20 protein-coding genes and 3 pseudogenes are annotated in these 24,776 nt (G+C 72.7%); 13 read left to right on the top strand and 10 right to left on the bottom strand.

Annotated elements, in window-relative coordinates:
• Positions 1 to 46 precede the first annotated feature (46 nt).
• On the bottom strand, positions 47 to 2,425 hold the full coding sequence (locus ACFYOV_RS08405) for an ATP-binding cassette domain-containing protein (RefSeq protein WP_389085591.1): 2,379 nt from the start codon (positions 2,423 to 2,425) through the stop codon (positions 47 to 49).
• 157 nt (positions 2,426 to 2,582) lie between these two features.
• Between ACFYOV_RS08405 and ACFYOV_RS08400 the strand changes: the two genes are divergently transcribed.
• Complete coding sequence (locus tag ACFYOV_RS08400) at positions 2,583 to 3,359, top strand: TioE family transcriptional regulator (protein WP_389084453.1); 777 nt, start codon at positions 2,583 to 2,585, stop codon at positions 3,357 to 3,359.
• A gap of 783 nt (positions 3,360 to 4,142) precedes the next feature.
• Here ACFYOV_RS08400 and ACFYOV_RS08395 read toward each other — a convergent pair.
• The 5 genes from ACFYOV_RS08395 to ACFYOV_RS08375 form a co-directional block, all read right to left on the bottom strand.
• Positions 4,143 to 5,345, bottom strand: a complete 1,203-nt coding sequence (locus ACFYOV_RS08395; protein WP_389084449.1) for a type III PLP-dependent enzyme — start codon at positions 5,343 to 5,345, stop codon at positions 4,143 to 4,145.
• Complete coding sequence (locus tag ACFYOV_RS08390; RefSeq protein WP_389084447.1) at positions 5,342 to 7,084, bottom strand: IucA/IucC family protein; 1,743 nt, start codon at positions 7,082 to 7,084, stop codon at positions 5,342 to 5,344. Before ACFYOV_RS08390 ends, ACFYOV_RS08395 begins: the two co-directional genes overlap by 4 nt.
• On the bottom strand, positions 7,084 to 8,277 hold the full coding sequence (locus tag ACFYOV_RS08385) for an MFS transporter (RefSeq protein WP_389085588.1): 1,194 nt from the start codon (positions 8,275 to 8,277) through the stop codon (positions 7,084 to 7,086). Before ACFYOV_RS08385 ends, ACFYOV_RS08390 begins: the two co-directional genes overlap by 1 nt.
• Before the next feature lie 77 nt (positions 8,278 to 8,354).
• Positions 8,355 to 10,139 carry an IucA/IucC family protein gene (locus tag ACFYOV_RS08380; RefSeq protein WP_389084444.1) on the bottom strand — a complete coding sequence of 595 codons (1,785 nt, stop codon included), beginning with the start codon at positions 10,137 to 10,139 and terminating at the stop codon, positions 8,355 to 8,357.
• The gene (locus ACFYOV_RS08375) at positions 10,136 to 11,326 is read right to left on the bottom strand and encodes an acetyl-CoA carboxylase biotin carboxylase subunit family protein (protein WP_389084442.1); all 1,191 of its coding nucleotides are present in this window, start codon (positions 11,324 to 11,326) and stop codon (positions 10,136 to 10,138) included. The genes ACFYOV_RS08380 and ACFYOV_RS08375 overlap by 4 nt, the downstream gene beginning before the upstream one ends.
• Positions 11,327 to 11,545: 219 nt before the next feature.
• Here ACFYOV_RS08375 and ACFYOV_RS08370 point away from each other — a divergent pair, with 219 nt between their 5' ends.
• Positions 11,546 to 12,430: an iron-sulfur protein gene (locus tag ACFYOV_RS08370; protein WP_389084439.1), complete on the top strand. Its 885-nt coding sequence runs from the start codon at positions 11,546 to 11,548 to the stop codon at positions 12,428 to 12,430.
• A 115-nt stretch (positions 12,431 to 12,545) separates the two neighbouring features.
• Here ACFYOV_RS08370 and ACFYOV_RS08365 read toward each other — a convergent pair whose 3' ends face one another.
• A complete protein-coding gene (locus ACFYOV_RS08365) occupies positions 12,546 to 13,544 on the bottom strand; it encodes an ABC transporter substrate-binding protein (RefSeq protein ID WP_389084437.1) in 999 nt (332 codons plus the stop codon).
• A gap of 136 nt (positions 13,545 to 13,680) precedes the next feature.
• Between ACFYOV_RS08365 and ACFYOV_RS08360 the strand changes: the two genes are divergently transcribed.
• Genes ACFYOV_RS08360 through ACFYOV_RS08350 form a run of 3 tightly spaced genes read left to right on the top strand, consistent with a single transcriptional unit; the run spans position 13,681 to position 16,641 of the window.
• On the top strand, positions 13,681 to 14,751 hold the full coding sequence (locus ACFYOV_RS08360) for a FecCD family ABC transporter permease (protein ID WP_389084434.1): 1,071 nt from the start codon (positions 13,681 to 13,683) through the stop codon (positions 14,749 to 14,751).
• The gene (locus tag ACFYOV_RS08355) at positions 14,748 to 15,818 is read left to right on the top strand and encodes a FecCD family ABC transporter permease (RefSeq protein ID WP_389084432.1); all 1,071 of its coding nucleotides are present in this window, start codon (positions 14,748 to 14,750) and stop codon (positions 15,816 to 15,818) included. The genes ACFYOV_RS08360 and ACFYOV_RS08355 overlap by 4 nt, the downstream gene beginning before the upstream one ends.
• 1 nt (position 15,819) lies before the next feature.
• Positions 15,820 to 16,641, top strand: coding sequence for an ABC transporter ATP-binding protein (locus ACFYOV_RS08350; RefSeq protein ID WP_389084430.1), 822 nt, complete (start codon positions 15,820 to 15,822; stop codon positions 16,639 to 16,641).
• A 138-nt stretch (positions 16,642 to 16,779) separates the two neighbouring features.
• Here the strand turns inward: ACFYOV_RS08350 and ACFYOV_RS08345 are convergent, their stop codons facing one another.
• The gene (locus ACFYOV_RS08345; protein ID WP_389084427.1) at positions 16,780 to 17,355 is read right to left on the bottom strand and encodes an ArsR/SmtB family transcription factor; all 576 of its coding nucleotides are present in this window, start codon (positions 17,353 to 17,355) and stop codon (positions 16,780 to 16,782) included.
• Between the two features lie 243 nt (positions 17,356 to 17,598).
• On the opposite strand from ACFYOV_RS08345, the gene ACFYOV_RS08340 reads away from it, so the two are divergent.
• On the top strand, positions 17,599 to 18,300 hold the full coding sequence (locus ACFYOV_RS08340; protein ID WP_389084424.1) for a DUF6545 domain-containing protein: 702 nt from the start codon (positions 17,599 to 17,601) through the stop codon (positions 18,298 to 18,300).
• Between the two features lie 55 nt (positions 18,301 to 18,355).
• On the opposite strand, the gene ACFYOV_RS08335 is transcribed toward ACFYOV_RS08340, so the two are convergent.
• Positions 18,356 to 19,189 (bottom strand): SDR family NAD(P)-dependent oxidoreductase, encoded by an 834-nt coding sequence (locus ACFYOV_RS08335; protein ID WP_389084422.1) that lies wholly within the window; start codon positions 19,187 to 19,189, stop codon positions 18,356 to 18,358.
• A gap of 238 nt (positions 19,190 to 19,427) precedes the next feature.
• Between ACFYOV_RS08335 and ACFYOV_RS08330 the strand changes: the two genes are divergently transcribed.
• The 7 genes and pseudogenes from ACFYOV_RS08330 to ACFYOV_RS08300 form a co-directional block, all read left to right on the top strand.
• Positions 19,428 to 19,829, top strand: coding sequence for an ATP-binding cassette domain-containing protein (locus ACFYOV_RS08330; protein WP_389084420.1), 402 nt, complete (start codon positions 19,428 to 19,430; stop codon positions 19,827 to 19,829).
• Positions 19,805 to 20,164, top strand: a pseudogene (locus tag ACFYOV_RS08325) (ABC transporter ATP-binding protein); the annotation flags it as partial. The gene ACFYOV_RS08330 and the pseudogene ACFYOV_RS08325, both read left to right, overlap by 25 nt.
• Before the next feature lie 210 nt (positions 20,165 to 20,374).
• A complete protein-coding gene (locus tag ACFYOV_RS08320) occupies positions 20,375 to 20,947 on the top strand; it encodes a hypothetical protein (RefSeq protein ID WP_389084417.1) in 573 nt (190 codons plus the stop codon).
• A gap of 235 nt (positions 20,948 to 21,182) precedes the next feature.
• Complete coding sequence (locus ACFYOV_RS08315) at positions 21,183 to 21,569, top strand: hypothetical protein (RefSeq protein WP_389084415.1); 387 nt, start codon at positions 21,183 to 21,185, stop codon at positions 21,567 to 21,569.
• A gap of 114 nt (positions 21,570 to 21,683) precedes the next feature.
• Positions 21,684 to 22,130, top strand: a complete 447-nt coding sequence (locus ACFYOV_RS08310) for a hypothetical protein (protein ID WP_389084412.1) — start codon at positions 21,684 to 21,686, stop codon at positions 22,128 to 22,130.
• A gap of 38 nt (positions 22,131 to 22,168) precedes the next feature.
• A pseudogene (locus ACFYOV_RS08305) lies at positions 22,169 to 22,895 on the top strand (glycosyltransferase family 4 protein); the annotation flags it as partial.
• 50 nt (positions 22,896 to 22,945) lie between these two features.
• Positions 22,946 to 23,227 (top strand): annotated as a pseudogene (locus ACFYOV_RS08300) (thioesterase II family protein); the annotation flags it as partial.
• 162 nt (positions 23,228 to 23,389) lie between these two features.
• Here ACFYOV_RS08300 and ACFYOV_RS08295 read toward each other — a convergent pair.
• On the bottom strand, positions 23,390 to 24,718 hold the full coding sequence (locus ACFYOV_RS08295; protein WP_389084410.1) for a class I SAM-dependent RNA methyltransferase: 1,329 nt from the start codon (positions 24,716 to 24,718) through the stop codon (positions 23,390 to 23,392).
• Between the last annotated feature and the right edge of the window lie 58 nt (positions 24,719 to 24,776).

Here is a 24,776-nt window from a genome sequence, read left to right as displayed (position 1 = left end):
CGGCGCAGTCGTCACCGGGCGGGGGCGGGCCCATGGCCGCGTCGTGTCAAGCGCCGACGTACTGGGCGAGGTGCTCGCCCGTGAGGGTGGAGCGCGCGGCGACGAGATCGGCGGGTGTGCCCTCGAAGACGATCCGGCCGCCGTCGTGGCCGGCGCCGGGGCCGAGGTCGATGATCCAGTCGGCGTGCGCCATGACCGCCTGGTGGTGCTCCACGACGATGACCGTCCTGCCGGCGTCCACCAACCGGTCGAGCAGGGCGAGCAGTTGCTCGACGTCGGCCAGGTGCAGGCCGCTGGTCGGCTCGTCGAGGACGTAGACGCTGCCCGTTCCGGCCATGTGGCCGGCGAGCTTCAGCCGTTGCCGCTCGCCGCCGGAGAGGGTGGTGAGCGGCTGGCCGAGGCTCAGGTAGCCCAGGCCGACCTCGGCGAGCCGGTCGAGGACGGCACACGCGGCCGGCGTCCGTGCGTCCCCGCGCCGGAAGAACTCGGCCGCCTCGGACACCGGCATCGCGAACACCTCGCTGATGTCCCGGCCGCCGAGCCGGTACCGGAGCACGGAGCCCTGGAACCGCCTGCCCTCGCACTCCTCGCACGTGGTGGCGACGCCGGCCATGATCGCCAGGTCGGTGTAGAGCACACCGGCGCCCTTGCACGTGGGGCAGGCACCCTCGGAGTTGGGGCTGAACAGGGCGGGCTTGACCCCGTTGGCCCTGGCGAACGCCTTGCGGATCGGCTCGAGCATGCCCGTGCAGGTGGCCGGGTTGCTGCGCCGGGAGCCCTTGATGGGCGACTGGTCCACCGTGACGACGCCGTCGCGGCCCGCCACCGAGCCGTGGATCAGGGAACTCTTGCCGGAGCCCGCGACCCCGGTGACCACGGTGAGCACGCCGAGCGGGATGTCCACGTCGACGTTGCGCAGGTTGTGGGCGTCGGCGCCGCGCACCTCCAGCGCGCCTGACCTCTCGCGCACGGACGGCTTCAGCGCGGCCCGGTCGTCCAGGTGCCGTCCGGTGACGGTGCCCGCGGCCCGCAGCCCCTCGACGGTGCCCTCGAAGACAACCTCACCGCCCTCGGTACCCGCGTGCGGTCCGAGGTCGACGACGTGGTCGGCGATCGTGATCGTCTCCGGCCTGTGCTCCACGACCAGTACGGTGTTGCCCTTGTCGCGCAGGCGCAGCAGCAGGTCGTTCATCCGCTGGATGTCGTGCGGGTGCAGCCCGGCGGTGGGCTCGTCGAAGACGTAGGTGACGTCGGTGAGCGCGGAGCCCAGGTGGCGGACCATCCTGACGCGCTGGGCCTCACCGCCCGAGAGCGTGCTCGAGGACCGGTCGAGCGAGAGGTAGCCCAGGCCGATCCGGACGAACGAGTCGAGGGTCTGGCCGAGCACCGCGAGCAGCGTGGTGACCGACGGGTCGGTCAGGGAGCGGATCCAGTCCGCGAGGTCGCTGATCTGCAGGGCGCAGGCATCGGCGATGCCGAGGCCGTCGATCTTCGCGGACCGGGCGGTCCCGCTGAGCCGGGTGCCGTGGCACTCGGGGCAGGCGGAGAACGCCACCGCCCGTTCCACGAAGGCACGGATGTGCGGCTGGAGCGTCTCCCTGTCCTTGGACAGGAACGACTTGCGCACCCGCGCGAGGAGACCCTCGTACGTGGTGCCGACGCCCTTGACCCTGACCTTGACCGGGCCCCCGTGCAGGAAGTCGTGCCTTTCCCGTTCGGTGTAGTCACGGATCGGCTTGTGCGGATCGAGGAGGCCCGACTCGGTGAACGACTGCACCGCCCACCCGTCGGGCTTCCAGCCGGGGACCGTGATCGCGCCGTCCGCGAGCGACCTGGAGTCGTCGAAGAGCTGGGCGGGATCGATGTCCGAGACGGTGCCCAGGCCCTCGCACCGCAGACACATGCCGCCCACGACGCTGAAGCCCTTCTCGATCTTCCTGCCGTTCACCACGAGGACACCCGACGCGTCGGCCGAGGCGATGTTGAAGGCGAACGCCTTCTGCGACCCGATGTACGGCTCGGCGAGCCGGCTGAAGAGGATGCGCAGCAAGGTGCCCGCGTCGGTGGCGGTGCCGACCGTGGAGCGGAGGCTGGTGCCCATCGGCTGCTGGTCGACCAGGATCGCGGTGGTCAGCCCGTCGAGCGCGTCGACCTCGGGCCGCGCCAGGGTGGGCATGAAGCCCTGGACGAAGGCGCTGTAGGTCTCGTTGATCAGCCGTTGTGACTCCGCGGCGATCGTGTCGAACACGAGGGAGCTCTTCCCCGAGCCGGAGACCCCGGTGAACACCGTCAGCCGCCGTTTGGGAATCTCCACGTGCACGTTCTTGAGGTTGTTCTCACGTGCCCCGTGCACGCGGATCAGATCGTGGCTGTCGGCTGCACACGGCGCAGCGGGCTGGAGGTCCGTCTCCGGGCCGGCCGTCATGGTGTCCCTCCCGTTGGTCGGACGCGGGGCGCCTTCGTCGAGCGACGTGGTGACGCGTTTCTGAACGTCCCGGTTCATGGGCTAAAGCGTAGACCTGCAAAGTCGGTTGAGAGTTATGGGGAAACTGGGCCGCGTTCCACGGATAAAGTCTCAAACCGTGAAGTACCTGCGCCCCCACGACCTGGCCCGTGAGCACGGCTTGTCGACCCAGGCGGTCCGCAACTACGAGCGGGACGGGTTCATCCCGCTCGCCGGGCGCACCCCGTCCGGCTACCGCACCTACACCGAGATCCACGCGGCGGCCCTGCGCGCCTACCTGGCGCTGGTCCGGGCCCACGGTCACGCGACGGGCGGCGAGATCATGCGGTCGCTCAACGCCGGCGACCTCGAGGCCGCGCTGACCGCCGTCGACCGCGGCCACGCCCAACTACTGCGCGACAGAAGCACGCTGGACGCGGTGGGACGGGCGGTGGAGCACCTCACCCGCGGTCCCGGTGTCGGCGGACACACGTCCTCCGGCCGGGAGCCGCTCAGCATCGGCGAACTCGCGCGCCGTCTGGGGGTGACCGCGGCGACCCTGCGGAACTGGGAGGCGGTGGGCATCCTCACCCCCGCCCGGGAGCCGGGCACCGGCCACCGTGCGTTCGGCGCCACGGACGTACGCGACGCCGAGCTGACCCACCTCCTCCGGCGCGGAGGCTACCCGCTGGAGCACATCCGCACGGTGGTTCGGCAGGTCCGCACGGCCGGCGGCACCGAGGCGCTGTCCGCCGCCCTCGACGACTGGCGGCGACGGCTCACCGCCCGCGGTGTGTCCATGCTCGACGCGGCGGCCGTGCTGGGCACATACGTGGCCCTCCTGGACGTCGCCCCGGCCGCACCGCCGGCCACCAGGCAACCCGCCCCCGCGCCGGGGTCCCCACCCACGCCTTGAGACTGCGCGGCGGCAAGGGCCGGGCCGTGGCCGTGCGGCCCGACGTCCGGTTCGCCGCGGCGGTCGGCGGAGGGTCGGCCCCGCGGTCTGCGTGCTCCGCCGCACCGGCGACGACCTGTGCACCGTCGTCGGCGACCGGCTCGCGGCGCTGCCGCGGGTGGCCGCCGCGGAGACCACGGTAACCCTGCGGCGCCCGAAATCCGTTACGTCACACCGGAACTGATGGGCGGGCAGCGCCACGACGGCCGTTTCCCTCCGCGTGCCCCGGGCCGCTCGCAGGATGACATTGGTGTCCGGCTGGTCGATCTCGGCGAAGAGGTGCGCCGCGCCCTGGCCGATCATCTCGGTCGGCCGGTGAACGGGGCGGTGCTCCGGCTGAGGATCTGCCCCTTGCCGGTCACCGTCAGGCGAGGACCGGCGCCGCGTGTCCTGGAGCGCGCGTCAACGGGCCGCGGCCCGGGGTCCGCCGGCACGTCGTCCAGGACTGCCTCCTCCACGCCCTGACGCCGCACTCGGTGAGCGCGACGGCCGGAGCCGGATCCCCCGGGTGGCGGCGGGCCGAGCCGGTCGGCTCCGGGGCTTCGGCCATCCTGGCCACGGTGCCGGGCCGCTCGCTCGGGCCGAGCCCGATCAGCGGCCTGACGTCCGCCGTGTCGCGAGGCCCCGCTGCCGGAGAACGGTCGCCGCACGCCTGCTCGTCGGCAGCTCACCGGCCGTCCATCCGACGCTCTTGGCCGGTCCGCCCCGTCCTCGACGGTGTGTCGAGGCACGCCCTTCCGGTCCTCAGCCGAGGAAGTGGAACCCGGGCGGGGGGTGCATGAGGAAGTCGTGGTGCGAGATGTTCCACGCGTACGCACCGGCGAGGCTGAAGGCCACCCTGTCGCCCGCCCGCAGTCCCGGCACCGGAACCTGCCGGGCCAAGAGGTCCTTGGGGGTGCACAGTTGGCCGCTCAGGGTGACCGTGCCGGATCCGGCGGCGGGCCGTGGCCACGGGTGGGGCCAGGCGTCCACGGGCAGCACCGAGCAGGGCTGGTCGTGGCCCTTGGTCGCCGGGGTGCGCAGGTGGTGAGTGCCGCCGCGCACGACGGCGAAGTCCTCGCCGTGGCTGCGCTTCACGTCCAGGACCTCGGTGGCGTACCAGCCGCAGTAGGCGGTGAGCGCTCGTCCCGGTTCGATGCGCAGGGTCAGGTCCGGGTGGTGCTCGACGAGCCGGGCGAGTCCCTTGCCGTAGGTGTCCCAGTCGTACCGGCGGTCGGGGGTCGTGTAGTCGACGTGCATGCCGCCGCCGACGTTGACCTCGGTGAGGCGGACGCGGTGGCGGGAGGCGAGTTCGGTGGCCCAGTCGACCACCGACTCGGCCACGCCGATCTGCTCCTCCGCCTCCAGGCCGCTGGCCAGGTGGGCGTGGACGCCCAGGAACCGCAGGTGCGGGAACGTGCCGTCGGTCAGCAGGGCGACGGCGGTGTCGGCGTCGCAGGGGTCGAGGCCGAACGGGGTGGGTCGGCCGCCCATGGCGAGGGAACTGCCCTCCAGTGAAGCGGCGGACAGGGGCAGATTGCAGCGCGGGAGGACGCCGACGGGCGTCTCCGGGGCCCGGCGGGCGGCCAGGTCGGCGAGCATGCGCAGCTCGTGGAGGCTCTCGACGTGGAAGCGTTCCACTCCGAGGTCCAGGGCAGCGGTGATCTCGGCCGGGGTCTTGCCGGGGCCTCCGAACGCGAGGGGGCGGCCGGGCACGGCGCGGCCCACGTGCGCGAGTTCGCCGCCCGACGACACCTCGTACCCGTCGACGTACGGCGAGAGCGCGGCCAGCAGCTCCGGTTCGGGATTGGCCTTGGCGGCGTAGTAGAGCTCGACGCGCTCGGGCAGCGCGGCTCGCACGGCGCCGGCGTGTGCGCGCAGCGCCGCCAGGTCGTAGACGTAGGCGGGCAGGCCGTCGGAGGACAGGTCGCGGACGAGGGTGCGCACCGCGCGGGTGGGGGCGGTCATCGGGCGTGGCTCCACGAGTCGTCGGCGGCCTCGGACAGCACGTCCTCGGCGAAGGGGGAGGGCAGGCGGACGTAGCCGGCCTGGCGGTCGGCCTTGCGCTCCCAGCGGGTGAGGAGGTTGGCCTTGGCGGGCAGCGGGACGCCGGCGAGGAGCGCCGCGAGCCGGGGCGGGCAGCCGTGGCGGTCGGCGTACGCCTGGAGGGCGGCGCGGACCTGGGCCCACAGAGCGTGCTCGGTCTCCGGATGCAGATCGGCGACGGCGGCCAGCAACTCGGCGATGTGATTGACGAACAGGCAGTACGCGACACGGTCCCAGCCGCGCTCGGCGTCGTACGTCATCGGACCGGACACCGCGGCGGGCAGCGCGGCGAGGGTGTCGGCGTGGACCTCGGGCACCAGCTTGGTGCCCTCCAGGTCACGGAAGAGCACCTGGGCGGGCATGCCGTCGTCGTCGACGCAGACGACCACGTTCTGCAGGTGGGGCTCCAGCACCAGGCCGTGGTCGAAGTAGGCGGCCAGGACGGGCGGGACGAGGAGCCTCAGGTACGCGGCCCACCAGTCGAGCGCGATGCCGGGGCCCGTGCCGTCGAGGAGGCGGGAGATGTGGCCGGGGCCGCTGGGGTACTCGTCGGCGACGGCGGCGGCGAGGAGCGGGGTGGTGCCGGGCAGGAGCCGGGCGGCAAGCCCCTCGCGGACGATCACGCCGAAGCCCTCGAGCAGGGCCCGGTCCGGCGTGCCGTCGGGGCCGGGCAGGGCGAGGCTGCGGTAGGCGGGCTCGCGGAGCATGGCGCTGCCGGGGAACCGGTCGGTCAGGTCGTCGAGGACGGGCCCGAGGAGGCGGGTCAGGGCCACGGCGCCTGTGAGCTCATAACTGGCGTTCTTGCGCAGGCAGTTGGTGATGCGGACATTCAGGCTGAACTTGAGGAACGTGTCACCGTCGTAGAGGGTGCGGACGGAGGCCGTGGCGGCGAAGGGGGCGCCGCCGGTCCCGAGGTCCAGGATGTCGCCGCGGTCCAGGGCGGCGCGCAGCGCGGGGTGGCCACTGAGCAACTCGTACTGCCACGGGTGCACCGGCAGCAGCCGGTAGCCCTCCGGTACGCCGTCGACGAGCCCGTCCAGGCGGGCGGTGGCCGCCGGTTCGGCCGTCTCCTCGATGATCAGCCCCTCGCGGACGGCGAGGTGGCGCAGGAGGAAGGACGCGCCGACCTCGGGGGCGTACGCGAGCCAGGAGGCGGTGTCACCGGTGCGGGCCTTGGGGGTGGGGTGGAATCGGTGGCCGAAGAGCAGGGACTGCTCCGAGGCGAGGTAGGTGTCCTGGTTGGCCGTGCGGGTCGCGCGGGCGGCGAGGGCCGCCGTGACGGCCTGGTGGCTGGAGGCGATCTGGCCGAGGAACTCGTCGTTGCGCACCCCGGTGCGCAACGACAGCTCGTCCTGGACGTGTTCGGCGAGGCGTCGCCAGCCGATGCGCTCCCATTCACCGTCTCGCTGTTCGTGGACGGGGCCGGTGAAGCGGTGCGCGCCGAGCAGGGACCTGCGGCGCAGCGCCACGCGCAGCAGCACGCCGCGGCGGGGCAGGCGCAGCAGGAGGTGGCCGTCGCTGGCGGCCGTCTGGTGCTCCGGCCCGGAGACCTCGCGCAGCAGGCAGTTGAGGAGGGTGTGCGCCACCATGGTGTCCGCGTCGGGCAGTTCGGCGGGGACGGCGGGGCGGGGGACGGTGCCCTGGGATCGGGGCTGCGACATCAACGGCTCCAGCGAGTGCGCAGGGGGTTCACAAGGGGCAGAGCGGTGGGAACGATCGTGACCAGGGCCACGGCGGTGCCCGTCAGGACCGGGGCCGCCGGTCCGAAGAAGCTGTTGCCGACAGCGGCGGCGATGCCTGCCGCGACGGCCCCGGCCTTCGAGAAGAACTCGAGCGAGCCGAACAGGCCGCCGGGCGCCCGGCCCTTGGCGCAGTCGGCGGCCAGTACGGACAGGCAGACGAGCCCGAGGGTGAGTCCGGCTCCGAGCACGAGACGTACGGCGGTGAGGGCGGGCAGCGAGACGGCCACGCCGTGTCCGGCGAGACCGAGCGCGATGCAGAGGAAACCGAGGGCGAGACCGAGCCGGGGGCGGGGGTGGAACGCCTTGTGCACCGCCATCGCCGTGACCAGATAGCACAGGTGCGGCAGGGCGAACAGGACACCGGAGATCGCCTGGGAGGTGCCGGGCAGCCGCTCCTCGATGAGCGCGACGAGGTACGGGAAGGAGATGACGGTGGAGAAGACGAAGGCGAACTCCAGGGCGTAGAGGACCCGCAGAGGCGTCGCCGATGCCGATGCCGCCCCCGGGACCGTCTCCGGTGCCGCCGTCTCCTCGTCCTCCTCCGGCGCGTCCTGCACCGTCGGCGCCACGGCGCGCTCGCCCCGCGACTCCGGCAGCGCACAGATCAACAGGGCGGCGGTGAGCGGCAGCACGGCCAGCAGGGCGTACTGGCGGTGCGGGGAGAGCCAGGGCGAGAGGGAGCCGACGACGATCGGCGCGAAGACGAGGGCGGCGCGCGCCGCGCCTTGCATGAGGGTGAGCGCCTTCGACAGGGCGGGGCCCTCCAGTGCCGCCCCCAGGTACCCGTTGGACGCGGCGAACGTGCCGCCGAGGATGCCCTGGAGGACGAGCGCGGCGGTGAAGGCGGCGATCGAGTCGGCCCAGCCTGCGAGCAGGAACGACACGGCGAGACCGAGCTGGGCGCGCAGCAGCAGCCGCTTGCGGCCGTAGCGGTCCGCGAGACGGCCCCAGAAGGGCGCGCCGACGGCACCGAAGACGGTCGGGACGATGTAGAGCACCCCGGCCCAGCGGGCGGTGGGGTCGCCGAGCTCCGGCAGGATCTCGGTGAGGAAGGGCGGCAGGCCGAGGGCGGCGAAGGACGCCACGAAGTAGCATCCGGCCACGGCGTGCACTTGCCGGCGGGCGAGTACGGGGCCCGCCGCGGGTGTGAGGGCTGCGGCGGTGCCGTTGGGCGGGGCGGCGGTGGCACTCAACGTTCGGTCCTCAGGTAGTTGGGGCCGGTGGTGTAGTGCTTGTTGATGTCGGCGGCGCCCGACCGCTCCTTGGACAGCAGCGTTCCGGCGGTGACCATGGCCTTGACGGGCAGTTCCGGCGCGTCCAGGAGGTGCGTGCGCAGTACGGCGCCGGGCTCGCCGGGACCGGTTCCCAGCCGCTCGACGGCCTCGGAGAGCCGGGCGCGTACCAGCGCCAGCAGTGTCGTGAGCGGGGCGCGGCCGTGCCGGGCGAGGCCGAAGGCGTAGGCGCCCGCGCACAGGTGCACGGTGATGGTGGTGAACAGGTCGCTGACGGCCCGGTCGTCGTCACCGACGATGCGGGCGTCGTCGAACTCGGCCGGGTCGGGGGTGTCGGCGCCCAGGGCGTCCCGCAGTCGGCGGATGTTGATGCGCGGGCCGTCGTTGTCCTTCAGCAGCAGCCGGAGCCGGCTGCTGCCGTCCGCCGGCCGGTCCAGGACGAGCGAGATGTTCTGCTGGTGGGATTCCAGGGCGATGCCATGGCCGAACAGCGTGGTCTGCCAGTCGAGCAGCAGGGTCAGCACGGCGTCGAGCAGGGCCACCGGGTCGCCGTCGTGGAACCGGTCCGCGAGGTGGTCGATCACCAGCCGGCCGCCGGGGGCCTCGCTGAGCAGCGCCGCCATGGGGACGATGACGGAGTCGTCGAGGCCGGCCGGACAGCGGCGGCACAGGACGGCGAGGAGCTCGTGCCCGGCGTGGGCGTACACCGTCTCGTCGGCGTGCAGGATCGCTTCACGGAACCGTGGCTCCCGGGCGATCACGGTTTCGAGGAGTCGCTGTCCCGCCGCACCGTCCACGAGCGTTCCGGGCTTGATGGTGCGCCGGTTGCGCAGCCCGAGGGTCGCGGTGGCCAGCGGCAGCTTGAGGTGCAGGGACGGTTCGTCGGCCAGGGCGACGGTCCGCATGGACAGCGTCGGTACGACCTCCAGGTGCGCACGCGGGGCGAGCACCGCGCGCGCGTGCAGGCCGGCCGCCCGCAGCGCCTCCTCCAGTGGCGCGCCCGTCGTGAGCGGGTGGACGGGCAGCGCGACATGGGTTCCGGAGAGCTCCGGCAGTCCCAGCTCGGCCGGCGAGGGCCAGCGGTCGGGCAGGTGATCGGCACCGCCCGGCACGGTGACGGACTCGTGCGGCACGGCGACCCAGTGCAGGGCGAAACGCGGGTGGAACTCGGGTGCGTACGCCCGCACCTGCTCGTCGTCCAGGCCCGAGCGACCACGCGCCGTCGGGTACACGGGATGATCGAGGCGCGCGGCGAGCGTGTCGTGCGCCAGCCCGCCTGCGTAACCGGCCCAGCGGGCGGGGTCGGCCCCGTGACGGGAGGTGAGCCGCGCGGCGGTCTCCTCGCGGGTTCGCTCGTGCAGGCGCATGGTGGCGAGGGTCTGCCGGCACTCCTCCGTGTACGCGTCGAATCCGGGCCGGTCGACCGGCTCGGCCAGGTCCTTGAGGGCGCCGACGATCTCGTCGTGCGTGGTGAGCCGGCTGCCGTCCGCCTCCCGGACGAGCAGCGGCAGCCGGGCCGCGTACGCGCTCTGGAAGCCGTCCTCGGCGACCGGCAGCAGCAGGGCGTCACCGTCCCGCGTGGTGCGGCGCAGCCACGGGCCGTCCGCCCGCTGGACGAGGGCACTCCGACTGCGCAGCCCGACGACGTCCTCCCGCAGCAGCGCGGACAGGACCCGCAGGAGCAGGTCCCGCTCCGCGCTTGCGGCCCCATGGTCGGAGGCGGTTGCGGCGAGTGCCGTCATGGGGCGATCTCCCAGCGCTGCGCGGCCAGGAAGTCCGTGACGACCCGGTCGACGGTCGACTGGTCGGTGCCGGTGGCGCGCAGGACGCCGAGGTAGTCGCGGTTGGTGTGGTAGAGCTCGTGGCGCTCGCCGGTCCCGCGCAGTGGACGGTAGGTCAGCTTCACGCCGTCGGCGTCGAGGTCGACGGGGCCCGGGGCGGACACCAGCGTCCCGGCGGCTTCGGCGCAGGGGTACTCCAGGCGGGCGGCGCCGTCGGTGCGGGCGCCGAGGTCCGCGGGAAGCGGCTCCCCGAGGTGGGTGCGCAGGATGTGCTCGAAGAGCGGGATGTCGAGGAGCTGGGCGAGCAGCAGGTCGCACTGGTCGCCGATGGCCCGGTAGTTCACCTCGATGATGCGGGCCCGGCCCTCGTGGACGACGAACTCGGTGTGACAGGCGCCGAAGCCCACACCGAGGGCGTCGAGTTGGGCGAGCACCTGCTCGACGACCGGCTCGGGATGGGCGGGGACGAAGGTCAGGCGCTCTTCGACGAAGTACGGCGGCGCCGACAGCTCGGTGTGGAATCCGCCCAGGACGTGCCGGACGCGTCCGTCGCCCAGCGTCTCCAGGGTGTACAGCTCGCCGGCCAGGAACTCCTCGACGACCAGCGCCGCTTCGGGCCGCCGGGCCTGTATCTCCTTGCAGCGAAGCAGGAGTTCGTCGGGGTCGCCGACCAGGACCACGTCCTCGCTGGCGACGCCCTCGCGCGGCTTGACCACACACGGACAGGGCACGTCGAGTCCGGCGAGCACGGACGCATCCGCCCCGGCCGGGAGTTCGGTCGACCAGACCGTGTCGGCTCCGGTCAGGGCCAGATGGCGGCGCAGGTGCGCCTTGTCCTTCGCGCGCAGCGCGGCCCGCCAGTCCTTGGCGGGCAGGCCGAAGTACTCCGCCGCCAGCGCCGCCTGGGTCTGGAGGTGGTCGCTGTTGGTGAACACCGCGTCGGGCCGGTGGTGGGTGGCGATGCTGGTGATGACGGCGCGGAAGTCGCGTACGTCGCACTCCAGGATCTCGAGGTCCGGGTGGGCCCGGCGGTGGGAGTCGGGCTGGTCCGTCAGGACGGTGACGTGGAGACCGAGTCGGGCTGCCGCGGGGAGGAACCCCTCGGTGACCGAGTCGGTGGGGTTCAGGGCGAGCAGGTACAGCCGCATGGGAATGCCGGCCTTCCGGGGAGGGGGACGCATGGTGCGGGGCACGGGGCGCTCTCGCGGTGCTGCGACCCGCAGTTTAGGTTAGGCAACCCTAAGGCAGCAACCGGGCCGAAACTCCAACTACCTTTCCGCAAAGGATGGCTGAGCGTGTCGCCCCGCCCGCAGGCCGACTAGAGATAAGGTAAGCCTGGCCTTACTCACTCGCCTGAAGGAGCTTCGATGACGACGGGTCCGGGGACGTTGACCGCGACGGCGGGCACGGCCGAGCGCGAGGCTTTCGGTGAGGCCTCCGCGCTCACCGGCACCTACCGGCGCGTCATCGCCGCCTGCGACGCGCTCGACGCCTGGATCGTCGAGCCGGGGGCGGTGGACGATACCGCCGCGCCCTTGCCCGACGGAGCGGAACTGGCCGGCACCCCCGGCGTACTGGATTCCTTTCTCGACGCCTCCGCGGCCCGTGCCGGCACACGCCGGGGCGACGCCCCGCGCAGGGACGTCGCCGCCTCCCGGGCGCTGCACGCATACCTGTGGTCCGTCAGTCTGCTGATGAGCGGGGCCTGGTACCTGGACCGTCGCGTGCCGCGCATCTCACCGCACGACATCCGGGTGGACCTGACCACGGGCGCGATCGGTCTCGTCCCCGGGCAGGACTTCGCCTGTCTGCCGGACGACCCGGCGTCAGGAACGGCCGGCGCCCGGATCGTAGGCCACGAGGAAGAGCTGCGCGCCGAGTTGCGGGCCGCGGTCGTCGACCACGTGCGCCCGCTGCTGGCCGCGATCGGCCCGTCGATCCGGCGCGGGCCACGCGCCCTGTGGGGCATGGTCGCCGACGACCTGCTCTCCGGCGTCTGGTACCTCGGCCGGATACTCGACCAGGAGGAGCACGCGGTGCGGGCGGTGACCGAGTTGCTTCCGACGGCGATCGCACCCTTTCCGGGAGGGGCCGACTTCCGGCGCCTCACGGGGCGCGGCGGCCGCCAGTACCCGACCCGCACGCGCCTCGGCTGTTGCCTGTACTACACGATCGACCCGGACCGAGCGTGCCTGACCTGCCCGAGGACCGGCGACGCCGAGCGGCTGCGCCGGCTCGAGCACGCGGGCTGAGCGCCGCACCGAGGCACAGGGCACACGGACACGGTGGAAGCAGGACGACGGGCAGGTCCCGCGGTCGTACGGTCTCGTACACCGCCGGCACCGGCCCGCCCGGAACGGCCCCTGCCTACTTGGCCGGGTCGACCTCGAAGATCTTCGCCATGTCGTCGAGCACCAGGTCGGCGCCCTGGAGCGAGACGGAGGTCATCCAGGCGGCGTCCTCGACCTCGTGGACGTTGCCCTTCTGCACCGCGTTCAGGCGCTTCCACAGCGGGTTGGCGAGGAACTTCGCCCTGCGCTCCTCACCGCCCGAGAAGGTGGTGACGAAGATGTGGTCCGCGTCGGCCTGGCCGATCTGCTCCTCGCTGATCTCGATGTTGAACTCCTCCGGGTCCTGCTGGTTCGCCGGACGCGCGAGTCCCATGTCGGTCAGGATGATGCCGCTGAAGGTCTTCGGCAGGTAGATGCGCGTCGGTCCGTCGAGGAAGCGGACCAGCGAGTAGGTCTGCTCGGGGTTCTTCGCCTTGATCGCGTCACCGATCTTCTTGGCACGCGTCTGGTACGCCCCGAGCTTGTCCGCTGCCTTCTTCTCCTCGCCCAACGCCTTGCCCAGGAAGGTGATGTTCTCCTTCCAGATCGGGCCGGTGGTCTCCACGAAGACCGTGGGCGCGATCTTGCTCAGCTGGTCGTAGAGGTCCTCGTGACGCACCGTCGCCGACACGATGAGGTCCGGCTTCAGCGCGGCGATCGCCTCCAGGTTCGGACTGTCGAGCGGGCCGACGTCCTTGGTGTCCTTCACCGCGTCACCGAGGTACGGAGGGAAGCCCTTCTGGTCACGGTACGAGCCGATGCCGCCCACGAGCGGGGCGTCCAGCGCCACGACTGCCTCGACCAGGCTGTTGTCCAGCGCCACGACGCGCTTGGGCTTCGTCTTGACCTCGGTCTTGCCCTTGTCGTGGGTGACGGTGCGAGGGAAGCCGGCGTCGGAGGCGGCGGCCGGCTTGTCCGCGGTGGACTCGTCGTCGCCGCTTCCGCCTCCGCAGGCGGCCACCGAGAAGGCCAGGGCTGCGGTGAGCAGGGCGGCGGCGAACCGGCCGGGCCTGCGGCGCTGGATGAGGATGTTCATGGATCTCCCCTACACAGACTGACTTAGGTAAGGCTTACCTACGACGGCGTTGTGAGGATAGCGGCTCCGCGTGGCCGGATCCACACGGATGAGAAGGTCGTACACAGAACCGTTAGGCATGCCTTACCTTGTGCAGGTGTCTGTGAAGTCCGTCGCCGACGGGGCGGCCGCCGTGCCCCTGCCCACCCCACCACCTCCCCGACCCACCCGAGTTGCCCCGCGCGCCGTGTTCGCGGGCCTCCTCGTGGCCGCGCTCGCCGCCGCGGCCTGCGCCTCGCTCGCCATCGGCACCAAGTCCGTCCCGCTCTCCGACGTCCTGCACGCGCTCGGCGGCGGCACGGACGGCGACGCGATCGTCATCCGCGAACTGCGCATGCCCCGTACCTTCCTGGGCCTCCTCGTCGGACTGGCACTCGGTGCCGCCGGGGCCGTCGCCCAGGACATCACCCGCAATCCGCTGGGTGATCCCGGCCTCATCGGCATCAGCGCCGGTGGCGCGTTCGCCGTCGCGGCCGGCATCGGGGCCTTCGGACTGACCAGTTCGTACGAGTACATATGGTTCGCCTTCCTCGGCGGGGCGCTCGCGGGCCTGATCGCCTACGCCGTCGGCGGCACCGGCTATGGCGGCGCCACGCCGGCCAAGCTCGCACTGGCCGGCGCGGCGGTGACCGTGCTGCTCGACGCCGGTACCAACACGCTGGTCCTGCTCGACGTCCGCACCCTGGACCAGTTCCGCTTCTGGGCCGTCGGCTCGCTCGCCGGACGGGACGCACAACTCGGCCTGGAACTGCTGCCGTTCATTGTCGTCGGCCTGCTGCTCGCGATCGGGCTCGGCGGGCGGCTCAACGCCCTCGCCCTCGGCGACGACCTCGCGACCACCCTCGGCACCCGCGTGCGGACCACCCGCGCGCTCGGCGCCCTCGCCGTCATCCTGCTCACCGGGGCCGCCGTCGCCGCAGCCGGCCCCGTCACCTTCGTGGGTCTCGTCGTCCCCCACGTCGTGCGGGCGTTCACCGGGCCCGACGCCCGCTGGCTGGTGCCCTGTTCGGCGCTCGGCGGCGCCACGCTGATGCTCACCGCCGACGTCGTCGGGCGCATGGTCGCGCGCCCCGGAGAGCTGGAGGCGGGAGTGGTCACCGCGATGCTCGGGGCTCCGTTCCTCGCCGCGATGGTGAAGCGCGGCAAGCTCAAGGAGCACACCCGATGAGCACCCCGCGCATGACCACGCTGCGCATGGAGACCGGCCCCTTCGGAGCGGCCGTGCGTCTCCGGGTGGCACTCACTCTCGTCGTGCTGATCCTGGTGGGCTTCGCGGGCCTCGTCGCCTCGGTGTCGCTCGGCACGTACGCCATTCCCGTCGGCGAGGTCCTGGGTGGCGTGCTCGGCGTCGGCGACGGCGCCGCCGACCTGATCATCCATCAACTCCGATTGCCCCGCGCCCTCACGGCCCTCCTGGTCGGCGCCGCGTTCGGCCTGGCCGGCGCGGTCTACCAGGCCGTCACCCGCAACCCGCTGGCCAGCCCCGACCTCATCGGCATCTCGGCCGGTGCCGGCGTCGGCGCGGTCGGCGCCATCCTGATCGGCGGCGTCGCAGCCGCCGGTGCCGGGACGTTCGGGGCCGTGCCCTTCGGCGCCCTGGCCGGCGCGCTGATCACCTCGGCCGTCATCTACCTGCTGGCCTTCCGGGACGGCACGATCACCGGCTACCGCTTCGTCCTCGTCGGCATCGCCGCGAACGGTGCCCTCGTCGCCCTCACCCGCTGGATGCTCGCCCGCGCCGACATCGACCAGGCCTCCCGGGCGATGGTGTGGCTCACCGGCAGCCTCAACGGACGCGGCTACGAGCACGTCCAGTGGGCGGGGCTCGCCCTCGCGCTCCTGCTGCCGCTGACCGTCGCGCTGGCCCGCCCGTACCAGCTGCTCCAGTACGACGACGACACCGCACGCAGCCTGGGCGTGCCGCTCCGTCACGCCCGCATCGCGTTGCTCGTCCTCGCCACCTGCCTGACCGCCCTGGCCACCTCGGCAGCAGGCCCGATCGCCTTCATCGCCCTCGGCGCACCGCAGATCGCCCGTCGGCTCGCGGGCACCCCCGGCATCCCGATGGTGTGCAGCGCGCTCACCGGTGCCGTCCTGGTCATCTTCGCCGATCTCGCCGCCCGGACCGTCCTGGCCCCGACGGAACTGCCCGTCGGCGTGCTCACCGGCGCCGTCGGCGCCCCCTATCTGCTGCTGCTCCTCGCCCGGACCAACCGGGCCGGAAAGGGAGGCTGACATGACAACACAGCTCACCGAAGCCGTTGCCGCCCTGAACGGCGCCGGCCTGCGCCTCGGGTACGGCGACCGCGTCGTCGCGGACGGCCTCGACCTGACCATCCCGGCGGGGAAGATCACCGCGCTCGTCGGCCCCAACGCCTGCGGCAAGTCCACCGCGCTGCGCGCCCTCGCCCGGCTCCTGAAGCCCGCCGGCGGCACCGTCCGTCTGAACGGCGAGGACATCGCCGGCATGTCCGCCCGTGACTTCGCGCTGCGTCTCGCCCTGCTTCCGCAGACGCCCAGCGCCCCCGAGGGCATCACCGTCCGCGATCTGGTGGCCCGCGGCCGCACCCCCCACCAGCGCTGGTGGCGCCAGTGGTCCTCCTCCGACGAGGCCGCCGTGGACGCCGCCCTGGCGGCCACCGGAGCCACGGACCTGGCGACCCGGTCCATCGACGAACTCTCCGGCGGCCAGCGCCAGCGCGTCTGGATCGCCATGGCCCTCGCCCAGGACACCCCGGTCCTCCTGCTCGACGAGCCGACGACCTACCTGGACCTGGCCCACCAGGTCGATGTGCTCGAACTGGTCGCCGAACTCAACCGCACCGACGGGCGCACGGTGGTGATGGTCCTCCACGAGGTGAACCTCGCCTGCCGCTACGCCGACCACCTCATCGCCATGCGCGACGGCCGGGTCGTCGCCGCCGGCGCCGCCTCGGACATCGTCACTCCGGACCTGGTGCAGGAGGTCTTCGGGCTGCGCGCCGCGGTCATCGACTGCCCGGTCGCCGGCACCCCCCTGGTCATACCGGAGGGCGGCCGGCGGGCCGAGCCGGTGTGACGCCCCGAGTACGAAACTGACGGCATCACCGCGTCGCCCGCGACACATCCCGCCAGTGAGGTGCGTCCCGTCCGCGGGTCCAGCCGTCGGCTCATCCGCGGACGGGACGCACCGACGCTGCCGGCTTCGGGGGCGAGTTCAGTCCCGTCGGCCGAGAACTGCCTCACCGAGGTGCGTCAGGCGATGCACGGTCAGGTTGTTCCGGCGCTCGGCCGCGACCAGCCCGGACCGACGCAGGACGCCCAGATGTCTGCTGACGGAGGGGTGCGAGAGGTCGAGACGGCGTGCGATGTCGCTGATGGACACGGGCGATCGTAAGGATTCCAGAACGTTCGCGCGGGTGTGCCCGAGGAGGTCGCTCAGAGCAGCGGCCCGGTCCCCTCCCTGCTGCTGCCAGAGTCCGGCCGCGGAATCGGTGGTGGGCGTGACGTTGTAGACGAGGACGGGAGCATCGTGTCCCCCCGTGTCCGCGTCGAGGACCACGGGCCCGGGCGCGAACAGCGACGGGGCGATGACCAGGCCCTGCCCGAGCGGCTCGACCTGCTGCCCTTGCTGCTCGTTGTCCACGCGGAGCAGCGGGGCGTGCCAACTGATGTGCGGATGCAGCTCGTTGAGGACACCTTCCACACCCCCGGAGAGGACCGCACGGCCGCGCGTCTCACGCTCCGATTCCAGGTAGTTCCGTATGCGTCCCCAGAAGGGAGCCACTGCCACCGAGCTGAAGCGACGCATGTCCGCGTGAGGTGCCGAGCCCGACCCCGCAGTCTTCGATCGACTCCACCCGCGCCCCTCGCCTGCATCTCTCCGTGGTGGCGGGGCTGTGCACGGCCATGGGCTCGATGCTTGTCCTGGACCTGGTGCGGGTGGCTCACCCCGGCGAGGCGGGTCCGTCCGTTCAGGGGCCCGCCGATCCGGCCTTCGCCTACTGGCTGATCCTCGTCGTAACCCATCTGATCGGTGACGCAGTCGCCATCGTGGTCTGCCAGCCTGCGTACGGCGGACCGCGATCTCGTCTGGTCGCTGCGGCTGTTCGCGGCGGGAAGCGTCTTCGCGGTCGCCTTCTGGAGCGGCTACCTCTGGCACCTCCACAGCGGCGTCCCCGCCATGCTTCCCTACCTGTCGCTGATCATCGGCTTTCACGGTTTCCTGCGTGCGGCCTCACTGCTGGTTCCGGCAGCGACGGCCCTGGCCCGGACGTGGGCCGCAGTGCGGGTCACCTGGCGTCTGTGGCCGCTTTGGCGCGATCTCGTCATGGCAGTGCCCCACGTCTCGCTCGCCGGACCACAGCTCAACAGGATCCAGGAGGTGCTGCGACCGCGTTCGCCCCTGACGCTGCAGGCGCACCGACAGACCATCGAGACCTATGACGCGCTCCTGGTCCTGCAGCAGTACGTTCGACCGGACGCCTACGAGGAAGCTCGCCGCCACGCCCAGCGGGCAGGGGTGCGAGACGATCGCCTTGCCGCAGCGGCTCTCGCGGGAGCACTGGGACAGGCCCGGCGCGCCAAACTCGGTGGTGCACCGCCGTCCGTCGCCCGCCCTCTCCCCGGCGTGGTGGACGGAAACCCGGCCGCTCTGCTGACGGTCGCCCGGTTGTGGCCGTCGATGACGGACGCACTGCCGCGCCACGGCGAACCCGCTTCGCCCCGGCGTTCCTGACCCGGCCCTCCGTCGGCGACGAGCGAGGGCCCGGGAGTCGCGGGACCAGCCGCGCTCACCGGGGAGGATCTGCCACCGCGGCGCGGCGCGGCGCGACATGGAAGTCGAACCCGAGCGTTCCGGGATCCACGGCCGTTGCCCCGCCGTCGACGGTGAGCACGGAGCCGTTCACGTACGACGCTGCGGGGGACAGCAACCAGGCAACGGCCTCCGCGATCTCACGGGGCTCACCGGGCCGACCCAGGGGAAGGAGTCCGGTCACCTCCTCGTAGGCCGTCTCCACGCCGTCTCCGCGCAGGTCCGCTTCCGCGGCGAAGCGGGCCATGCGGCGGTCGGCCATCTCGCTCCTCACCCAGCCCGGACACACGACGTTCGCCCGCACCCCCCGACGCCCGTAGTCGACGGCGACGGAACGGCACAGCTGGAGCAGGGCCGCCTTGGACGTGGCGTACGGGGCGTTGCTCGTGCCGTTGCGCAAGGCGGACACCGAAGCGACAGCGACCACCGCGCCGCTCGCCTCCAGCAGGTGCGGGATCGCCGCGCGCAGGAGCAGCAGCGGGCCGGTGACATTGGTGCGCATCACGTCGTCCCAGTCCTCCAGCGACAGGTCGCCCACGGATCCCCCGCGTCCGATGCCCGCGTTGAGCACCAGTCCGTCGAGCCGTCCGTACGCGGCCAGGGCTGCCGCGACGAGACCGTCGGCGGCCTCGGGGTCCCGCACGTCGGACGGGTGCGCGAGCACCCCGATCTCCTGCTGGAGACGGCGCAGCGGCTCGCTGCGCCGACCGGAGACGACCACCTGGTGTCCCCCTTCGCGCAGCAGCCTGGCGGTGGCCTCCCCGATGCCCGTACCTCCACCGGTCACGATGACAACTTGCTCGTCCGTCACTGCTGTTCTCGCTCCTTCGGGTCCGCGGGGCGCGACTGAGCCTAGAACCCGTCGATCTCCTGCCGAGGACTTTGAGACAAGCCGTCCTGCCCCGAGCCGGAGCGCGGGCCACCGGTGCCGGTTCGGGCGGTGGTGGGGGAAACCCGCCCTCGGACTCTCCGGTCAGGTCCACTGCCTCGATCGGGCCGTCCTGTTGCACTGAGATCACCAGCTGCCGACTTCCCTTGGACTGACCGACATGCCCCGGATGACCGATATTCGTCTGCCCGTTGTCCAGTTGGTCAGGGTCTCCGTCGACCACGGCTCCGCCGCTGTCCGGCCCGCACTCGTCGAGGCCAGTGTCGGCTTTCCGGAGCGATCCCTGACCGCGGTCGTAGGCCCCCCGGGCGCGGGCAAGAGCACCCTCCTGCGGTGCGCCCTGGGCTGGCAACGGCCGAGCCGGGGACGGGTCTTCAGGGGCTCCCGGGAGCTGGGGTCCATGGACGAGCAGGAGCTCGCGGGGCTTCAAGGGCTTCTCGTACCACGTGAGCCCGCGTTGCTCCCGGCGCTCACGGCGTACGAGAACGTGGCCCGGGCGAATCATGCGACGACGGGCGGCAGGGCTCCGGGGATCACGCCTTGGAAGCGCTGCACCGGGTGAGCCTCGTGGACCAGGCCGGGCAGTACCCCGCCGACCTCTCCGACGAGCAGCGGAAGCGTCTCGCGATCGCCGGAACTCTGCCGACCGGCCCCGGGATCCTGTTCGTCGACGAACCGACGGACTCACTCGGCCACACCGGCGGGCACCGGATCATGGATGTCCTGCGCGCTCTGGTGGAGCGGGCAGGACACACCGTCGTCATGGTCACCCGGGATCCGGCGGTGGCGGCATACGCCGACCGGGCCGTCCTTCTCGTCCGCGGTCGTATCGTCGGCAAGATCGACTGGCCGACGGCCGACGAGATCGCCACCGAGCTCGCACGACAGCAGACGTGAGACGACTCGCTCCATGCGTGTGCGGACATCGAGTGCCGACGGGGCCCGCGCCGGAGCGGCGTAGCGCGGGATGGTCGGGAAAACCCGACCTCCAGGACTCGACCTGGCTGTCGTGATCCGGCGGGACGCTCCCGATGCAATGGACGAGTGCTGACTCATCGGGCTCAACTTCTCTCGGACAAACGGACATTGTGGTGCGGCGGCTGGCTTGTGGCCGCCGTGTGGGCCACCGTCTTCCCGCTGATCGCGGCACCCGAGCCGCACCGTTTGTGGGGCATGAGTGCCGGCCTGGGCTACCTCTGCGCGGCGGTCGCCGCGCGGTCGTCGCACCGGTGCGGTCGCGCCGTTTCGGTCTGGTTCGCCGTCACCGGCGCCGTCGTCGTGCCCTTCGCGCTGCTGGTGCTGACCGGCGCGGCACAGAGCGAGGTCGGTGTGGTCGAGCGCTCCGGACTGCTGACTCTGCGTCAGTTCACTCCCTACCTGGCGGAACCCCGCACGGTGGTCGAGGTCACCCCCTATCTCCCGGGCATGGCGGTGTTCGGTGTCCCGCGTGCGCTTCTGGGCGACGGCGGCCCACTCCCCAGATTGCTGGGTGACGCCCGCCTGTGGTGTGCGACGGCGTTCCTCGGCTGCCTGTGGGCGGCCCGACGGCGGCGCGGCACCGGGCCGGCGGCCCTTCGGTCGCCGCCGGAAACACGATCGACGGATACACCGTCGGCGCATTCGTCGCCTCGCCGGTCGTGGCGCTCCCGCTCTGCGCCAGCGGAGTGGACCTGCCGCTGACCGGACTGCTGATTCTTGCGCTGGCGTATGCGGCGCGACGGCGGCCGGCGGCCGCCGGGCTGGCACTGGTCGCTGCCTGCTCCCTCAAGTGGACGGCCTGGCCCGCCGTCGCGGTCGCCGTGGCGCTGCTAGCCCGTCAGGGCGGGCTCCGGGAAGCTGTGCGCGGGGCGGCCGTGGCGGTGGGGGGCACGGTCCTGCTCGCCCTGCCGAGCGCACTGTTGTCCCCGGTCCCCTGGTGCAGCAGGTGTTCGCGTTCCCGACCGGGCGCGGCCCGTGGAAGACCCCGGCGGCCAGTCCGCTGCCGGGCAGACTGCTCGCCGACCTCGGGCCGGCCGGTTGGTACGCGGCGATCGCGCTGCTGCTGGCCGGTGGGCTGGCCGTCGCCGCGTCCCTCCTGATACGGCCGCCGCACGATCTCGTGTCGGCCGCCGACCGGCTTGCCGTCGGCCTGTGCGTGGCGTTCCTTCTGGCGCCAGCCGGGTGCTTCGGCTACCTCGCCCTGCCGGTCGCCCTGGTCGTGATCTCCAGGCTCGTGGGCGGCGCCGGCCGGAAGGAGCCGGCACACGACCTCGTCGTACGGCGGCGCCCGGTCCCGGTTCCGGTCGTGTGGGGTGCCCGGTGAGGCCCGTCGTACCGCGGCGGTGGCGGTGGCCCTGCGCTGAAGCGCCCCTCGCTTCCCGTTCGTGGAGGACGAGGCAGCTGCTCTGCGGCCGTTCGTGCCGGCGGGGTCGGTGGCGTGGACGCGGGCGCCGAGTACGGGCCGTACACCTGGATGCCGGCCACCCTGACCGGGCCGTCCGGACACGTGCACGGCGCCGAGCCGCTGCCCGGTCCCTACCGGTGGCTGCGCGTCATCACGTGGCTCCTCGGGGCCCGCAACGTGTCCGTGCACCGCACCGCCCCGGGTGGGTGGTGCGGGCGCGGCAGGCTCAGCCTGCCGGTGCGGCGCGGTCTGCCCGTGCACGGGCGGGCCTGTCCGACCGCGGGCGCGGACGGGCCCGGCCCCCATGCCGAGTTCCGCGCCTCCCACACCGTGGTGGCCCCGGTCGGCACCCTCGATCAGCACCCCACGAGGTCGCCCTCGGGCACCTGCGGGACTCGGGCCGCCAGGCCCACCGCCGGCGGCTCGGCCGCCGGGTCCCCGTCGGCCGCATCGCCGACGACTGTCGCACCTACCTCTTGACCGCCTGACCACTCCGTTCTCGAAGGCAGCGACCAACCATGGGCACCACCCTCGTCGTCACCAACGACTTCCCGCCCCGCCAAGGGGGCATCGAAACGTTCGTCCACGCCATGGCGACACGCGTCCCCGGCCATGACGTGGTCGTGTACACCTCCAGTGAGCCGGGTGCCACCGCGTACGACGCCACGCTTCCCTTCCCGGTGATCCGGGACCCCAGCAGCATGTTGCTGCCCACCCCAGGGTGACCCACCAGGCTCTGGACATCGCCCGGCGGTGCGGCTGCGACCGGGTCTGGTTCGGAGCTGCCGCTCCGCTCGCGGCGATGGCGCCGACGCTGCGGCGCGGAGGGATACGGCGGATGGTCGCCACGACGCACGGTCACGAGATCTGGTGGGCCCGCACACCGGGCCCCAGGCAGGTGTTGCGGCGCATCGGCGACCACGTGGACGCCGTCACGTACCTCGGCGAGTACACCCGGCGCCGTATCGCGCCGGCGCTGGGGCCGCGGGCCGAACTGGTACGGCTGGTTCCGGGAGTGGACACGGCGGCGTTCCTGCCGGGCCCGGCCGGGCCCGGCAGATCCGCAAGCGGCACGGCCTCGTGGGCCGCAAGGTCGTCCTGTGCGTCTCGCGGCTGGTCCGGCGCAAGGGCCAGGACCAGCTGATCCGGGCGCTGCCCGCCATACGGCGGACCGTGCCGGAAGCGGTGCTGGTGATCGTGGGCAGCGGCCCGGACGAGAACCGGCTGCGCAAGCTCGCACTGCGGGAGGCGCGGCGAGCTTCTTCCGGCCGTGGTCCCGGTACGCGGACCCCTCGCTGGAGCTGCTGGCCGTCCAGTACCCGGGCCGCGAGAACCGGTTCCGAAAAGCTCTGATCCCGACGATGGACGCGCTGGCGTCGGCCGTCGCCGACGAGCTGCTGACCCAACCGCCGCTGCCCACGGCGTTCTTCGGCCACAGCATGGGCGCGGCCGTGGCGTACGAGACGCTCCTGCGCCTCCAACAGGCGGACGGCGCCGCCCACATCACCCGCCTCTGCGTGTCCGGCCGGTCCCCCGACGGTGCCGCGGGCCCGGCCCTACGGACGGACGAGGAGGTGGTGGAGGCGGTCAGGTCCCTCGGCGGCACCCAGGCGGCCGTCTTCGACGACCCGGACCTGCGGGACCGTCGTGCGGTCGGAGACATGGCTCCCCTCCTGCCTCGGCCGTTTCCAAGATCGAGCACACCGTGCCGCACCTGCACATCCGGAGGAACCCGCAGATCAGACGCTCTTTGCGCTGGGCTCCAGGATCGCCACGCACTCCACGTGATGCGTCATGGGAAACAGATCGAACACCCGCAGCGTCCGCACCCGGTACCCCCCGTCCCGGAAGTACCCCAGGTCCCGGGCCAGTGCCGCCGGGTCGCAGGCCACGTACGCGATCCGGCGCGCGCCCAGCGTCGACAGGTGCTCCACCGTCCTCCGCCCGGCCCCCGCGCGCGGCGGGTCCAGGACGACGAGGTCGACCTCCGTGATGCCGGTGCGCGGCAGGACGGATTCGACCTTGCCCTGTTCGATGCGGACGCGCGGGAAGTCGGCGAGGTTGTGCCGGGCGTCCTCGACCGCGCGCTTTCCGGACTCGATGCCCAGGACCGCGCCCTGGTCCCCGACCCGGTCGGCCAGGGCGCCGGCGAACAGGCCGACGCCGCAGTAGAGGTCGAGGGCCGTCTCGCCCTTGCGCGGCAGCAGGCCCTGCATCACCGCGGTCACCAGGGTGTCCGCCGCCTTGGGGTGGACCTGCCAGAAGCCGCCGTTGCCCACCCGGTACGTGCGGCCGTCCGCGCGCTCGCGGACGAAGGGTCGGCCGTGGACGCGGTGCACCTGGCCGGAGCGTTCGTCGACGCGCAGCACGGACACCGGCCGGTCCAGCTCGACCAGGGGCAGCCGGGCCCCCGGCTTGGGCGTCAGGACGACCTGCCGGTCCTGCGAGCCCGTCGCGGCGATCGCCTCGACCGAGTCCATGCCCGTCCAGTCGCGCTTCTCGATGCCGAGCTCGCTGACGCCCTCCGCGGCGATCATGCAGTGGTCGATGGGCTCCACCTCGTGCGAGCGGTGCCGGCGCAGCCCCGCGCGGCCGTCGGCGGTCACCGCGTACTGCACGCGCGTGCGCCACGCCGGGACCTGGCCCGCGGGCACCTTGTCGCCCTCCGCGGGCATCACCGTGCCGTCCCAGCCGGCCTCCTCGGGGGTGAGCCCGGCGAGCCGCTGGAGCTGCTCGGCGACGACCTCGCCCTTGAGGCGCCGCTGGGCCCCCGGCTTGGCGTGCTGCCAGTCGCAGCCGCCGCAGCGGCCGGGGCCGGCGAACGGGCAGGGCGCCTCGATCCGGTCCTTGGACGCCTCCAGCACCTTCACCGCGTCCGCGCGCAGGAACCGGGCCCCCTCCTCGCCCTCGGTCACCCGCGCGACGACGCGTTCGCCGGGCAGCGTGTGCCGGACGAAGAGCACCTGGCCGGCGGAGGTCCGGGCGATGCAGTGGCCGCCGTGGGCGACGGGGCCGATTTCGACCTCGTACTCCTCCCCCACCAGCGATTTCCTAGGTTCTGCCTGCATGGCGGGGTGACTCCACAACATCGAGAGCGGGCGGGCCGGGGACGGCCCGTGACAACAG

Source organism: Streptomyces sp. NPDC005931, assembly GCF_042871235.1.
Classification (GTDB): domain Bacteria; phylum Actinomycetota; class Actinomycetes; order Streptomycetales; family Streptomycetaceae; genus Streptomyces.
Note: the sequence above shows the minus strand (reverse complement) of the source record. Positions and strands in the feature narration are given on the sequence as shown.

Coding starts and splice junctions, on each gene's coding strand:
- ACFYOV_RS08375 (WP_389084442.1), bottom strand. CDS start 11,326: ATGCGGCTGTACCTGCTCGCCCTGAACCCCACCGACTCGGTCACCGAG.
- ACFYOV_RS08350 (WP_389084430.1), top strand. CDS start 15,820: ATGACAACACAGCTCACCGAAGCCGTTGCCGCCCTGAACGGCGCCGGC.
- ACFYOV_RS08330 (WP_389084420.1), top strand. CDS start 19,428: ATGCCCCGGATGACCGATATTCGTCTGCCCGTTGTCCAGTTGGTCAGG.
- ACFYOV_RS08395 (WP_389084449.1), bottom strand. CDS start 5,345: ATGACCGCCCCCACCCGCGCGGTGCGCACCCTCGTCCGCGACCTGTCC.
- ACFYOV_RS08405 (WP_389085591.1), bottom strand. CDS start 2,425: ATGACGGCCGGCCCGGAGACGGACCTCCAGCCCGCTGCGCCGTGTGCA.
- ACFYOV_RS08380 (WP_389084444.1), bottom strand. CDS start 10,139: ATGACGGCACTCGCCGCAACCGCCTCCGACCATGGGGCCGCAAGCGCG.
- ACFYOV_RS08355 (WP_389084432.1), top strand. CDS start 14,748: ATGAGCACCCCGCGCATGACCACGCTGCGCATGGAGACCGGCCCCTTC.
- ACFYOV_RS08370 (WP_389084439.1), top strand. CDS start 11,546: ATGACGACGGGTCCGGGGACGTTGACCGCGACGGCGGGCACGGCCGAG.
- ACFYOV_RS08390 (WP_389084447.1), bottom strand. CDS start 7,084: ATGTCGCAGCCCCGATCCCAGGGCACCGTCCCCCGCCCCGCCGTCCCC.
- ACFYOV_RS08295 (WP_389084410.1), bottom strand. CDS start 24,718: ATGCAGGCAGAACCTAGGAAATCGCTGGTGGGGGAGGAGTACGAGGTC.
- ACFYOV_RS08365 (WP_389084437.1), bottom strand. CDS start 13,544: ATGAACATCCTCATCCAGCGCCGCAGGCCCGGCCGGTTCGCCGCCGCC.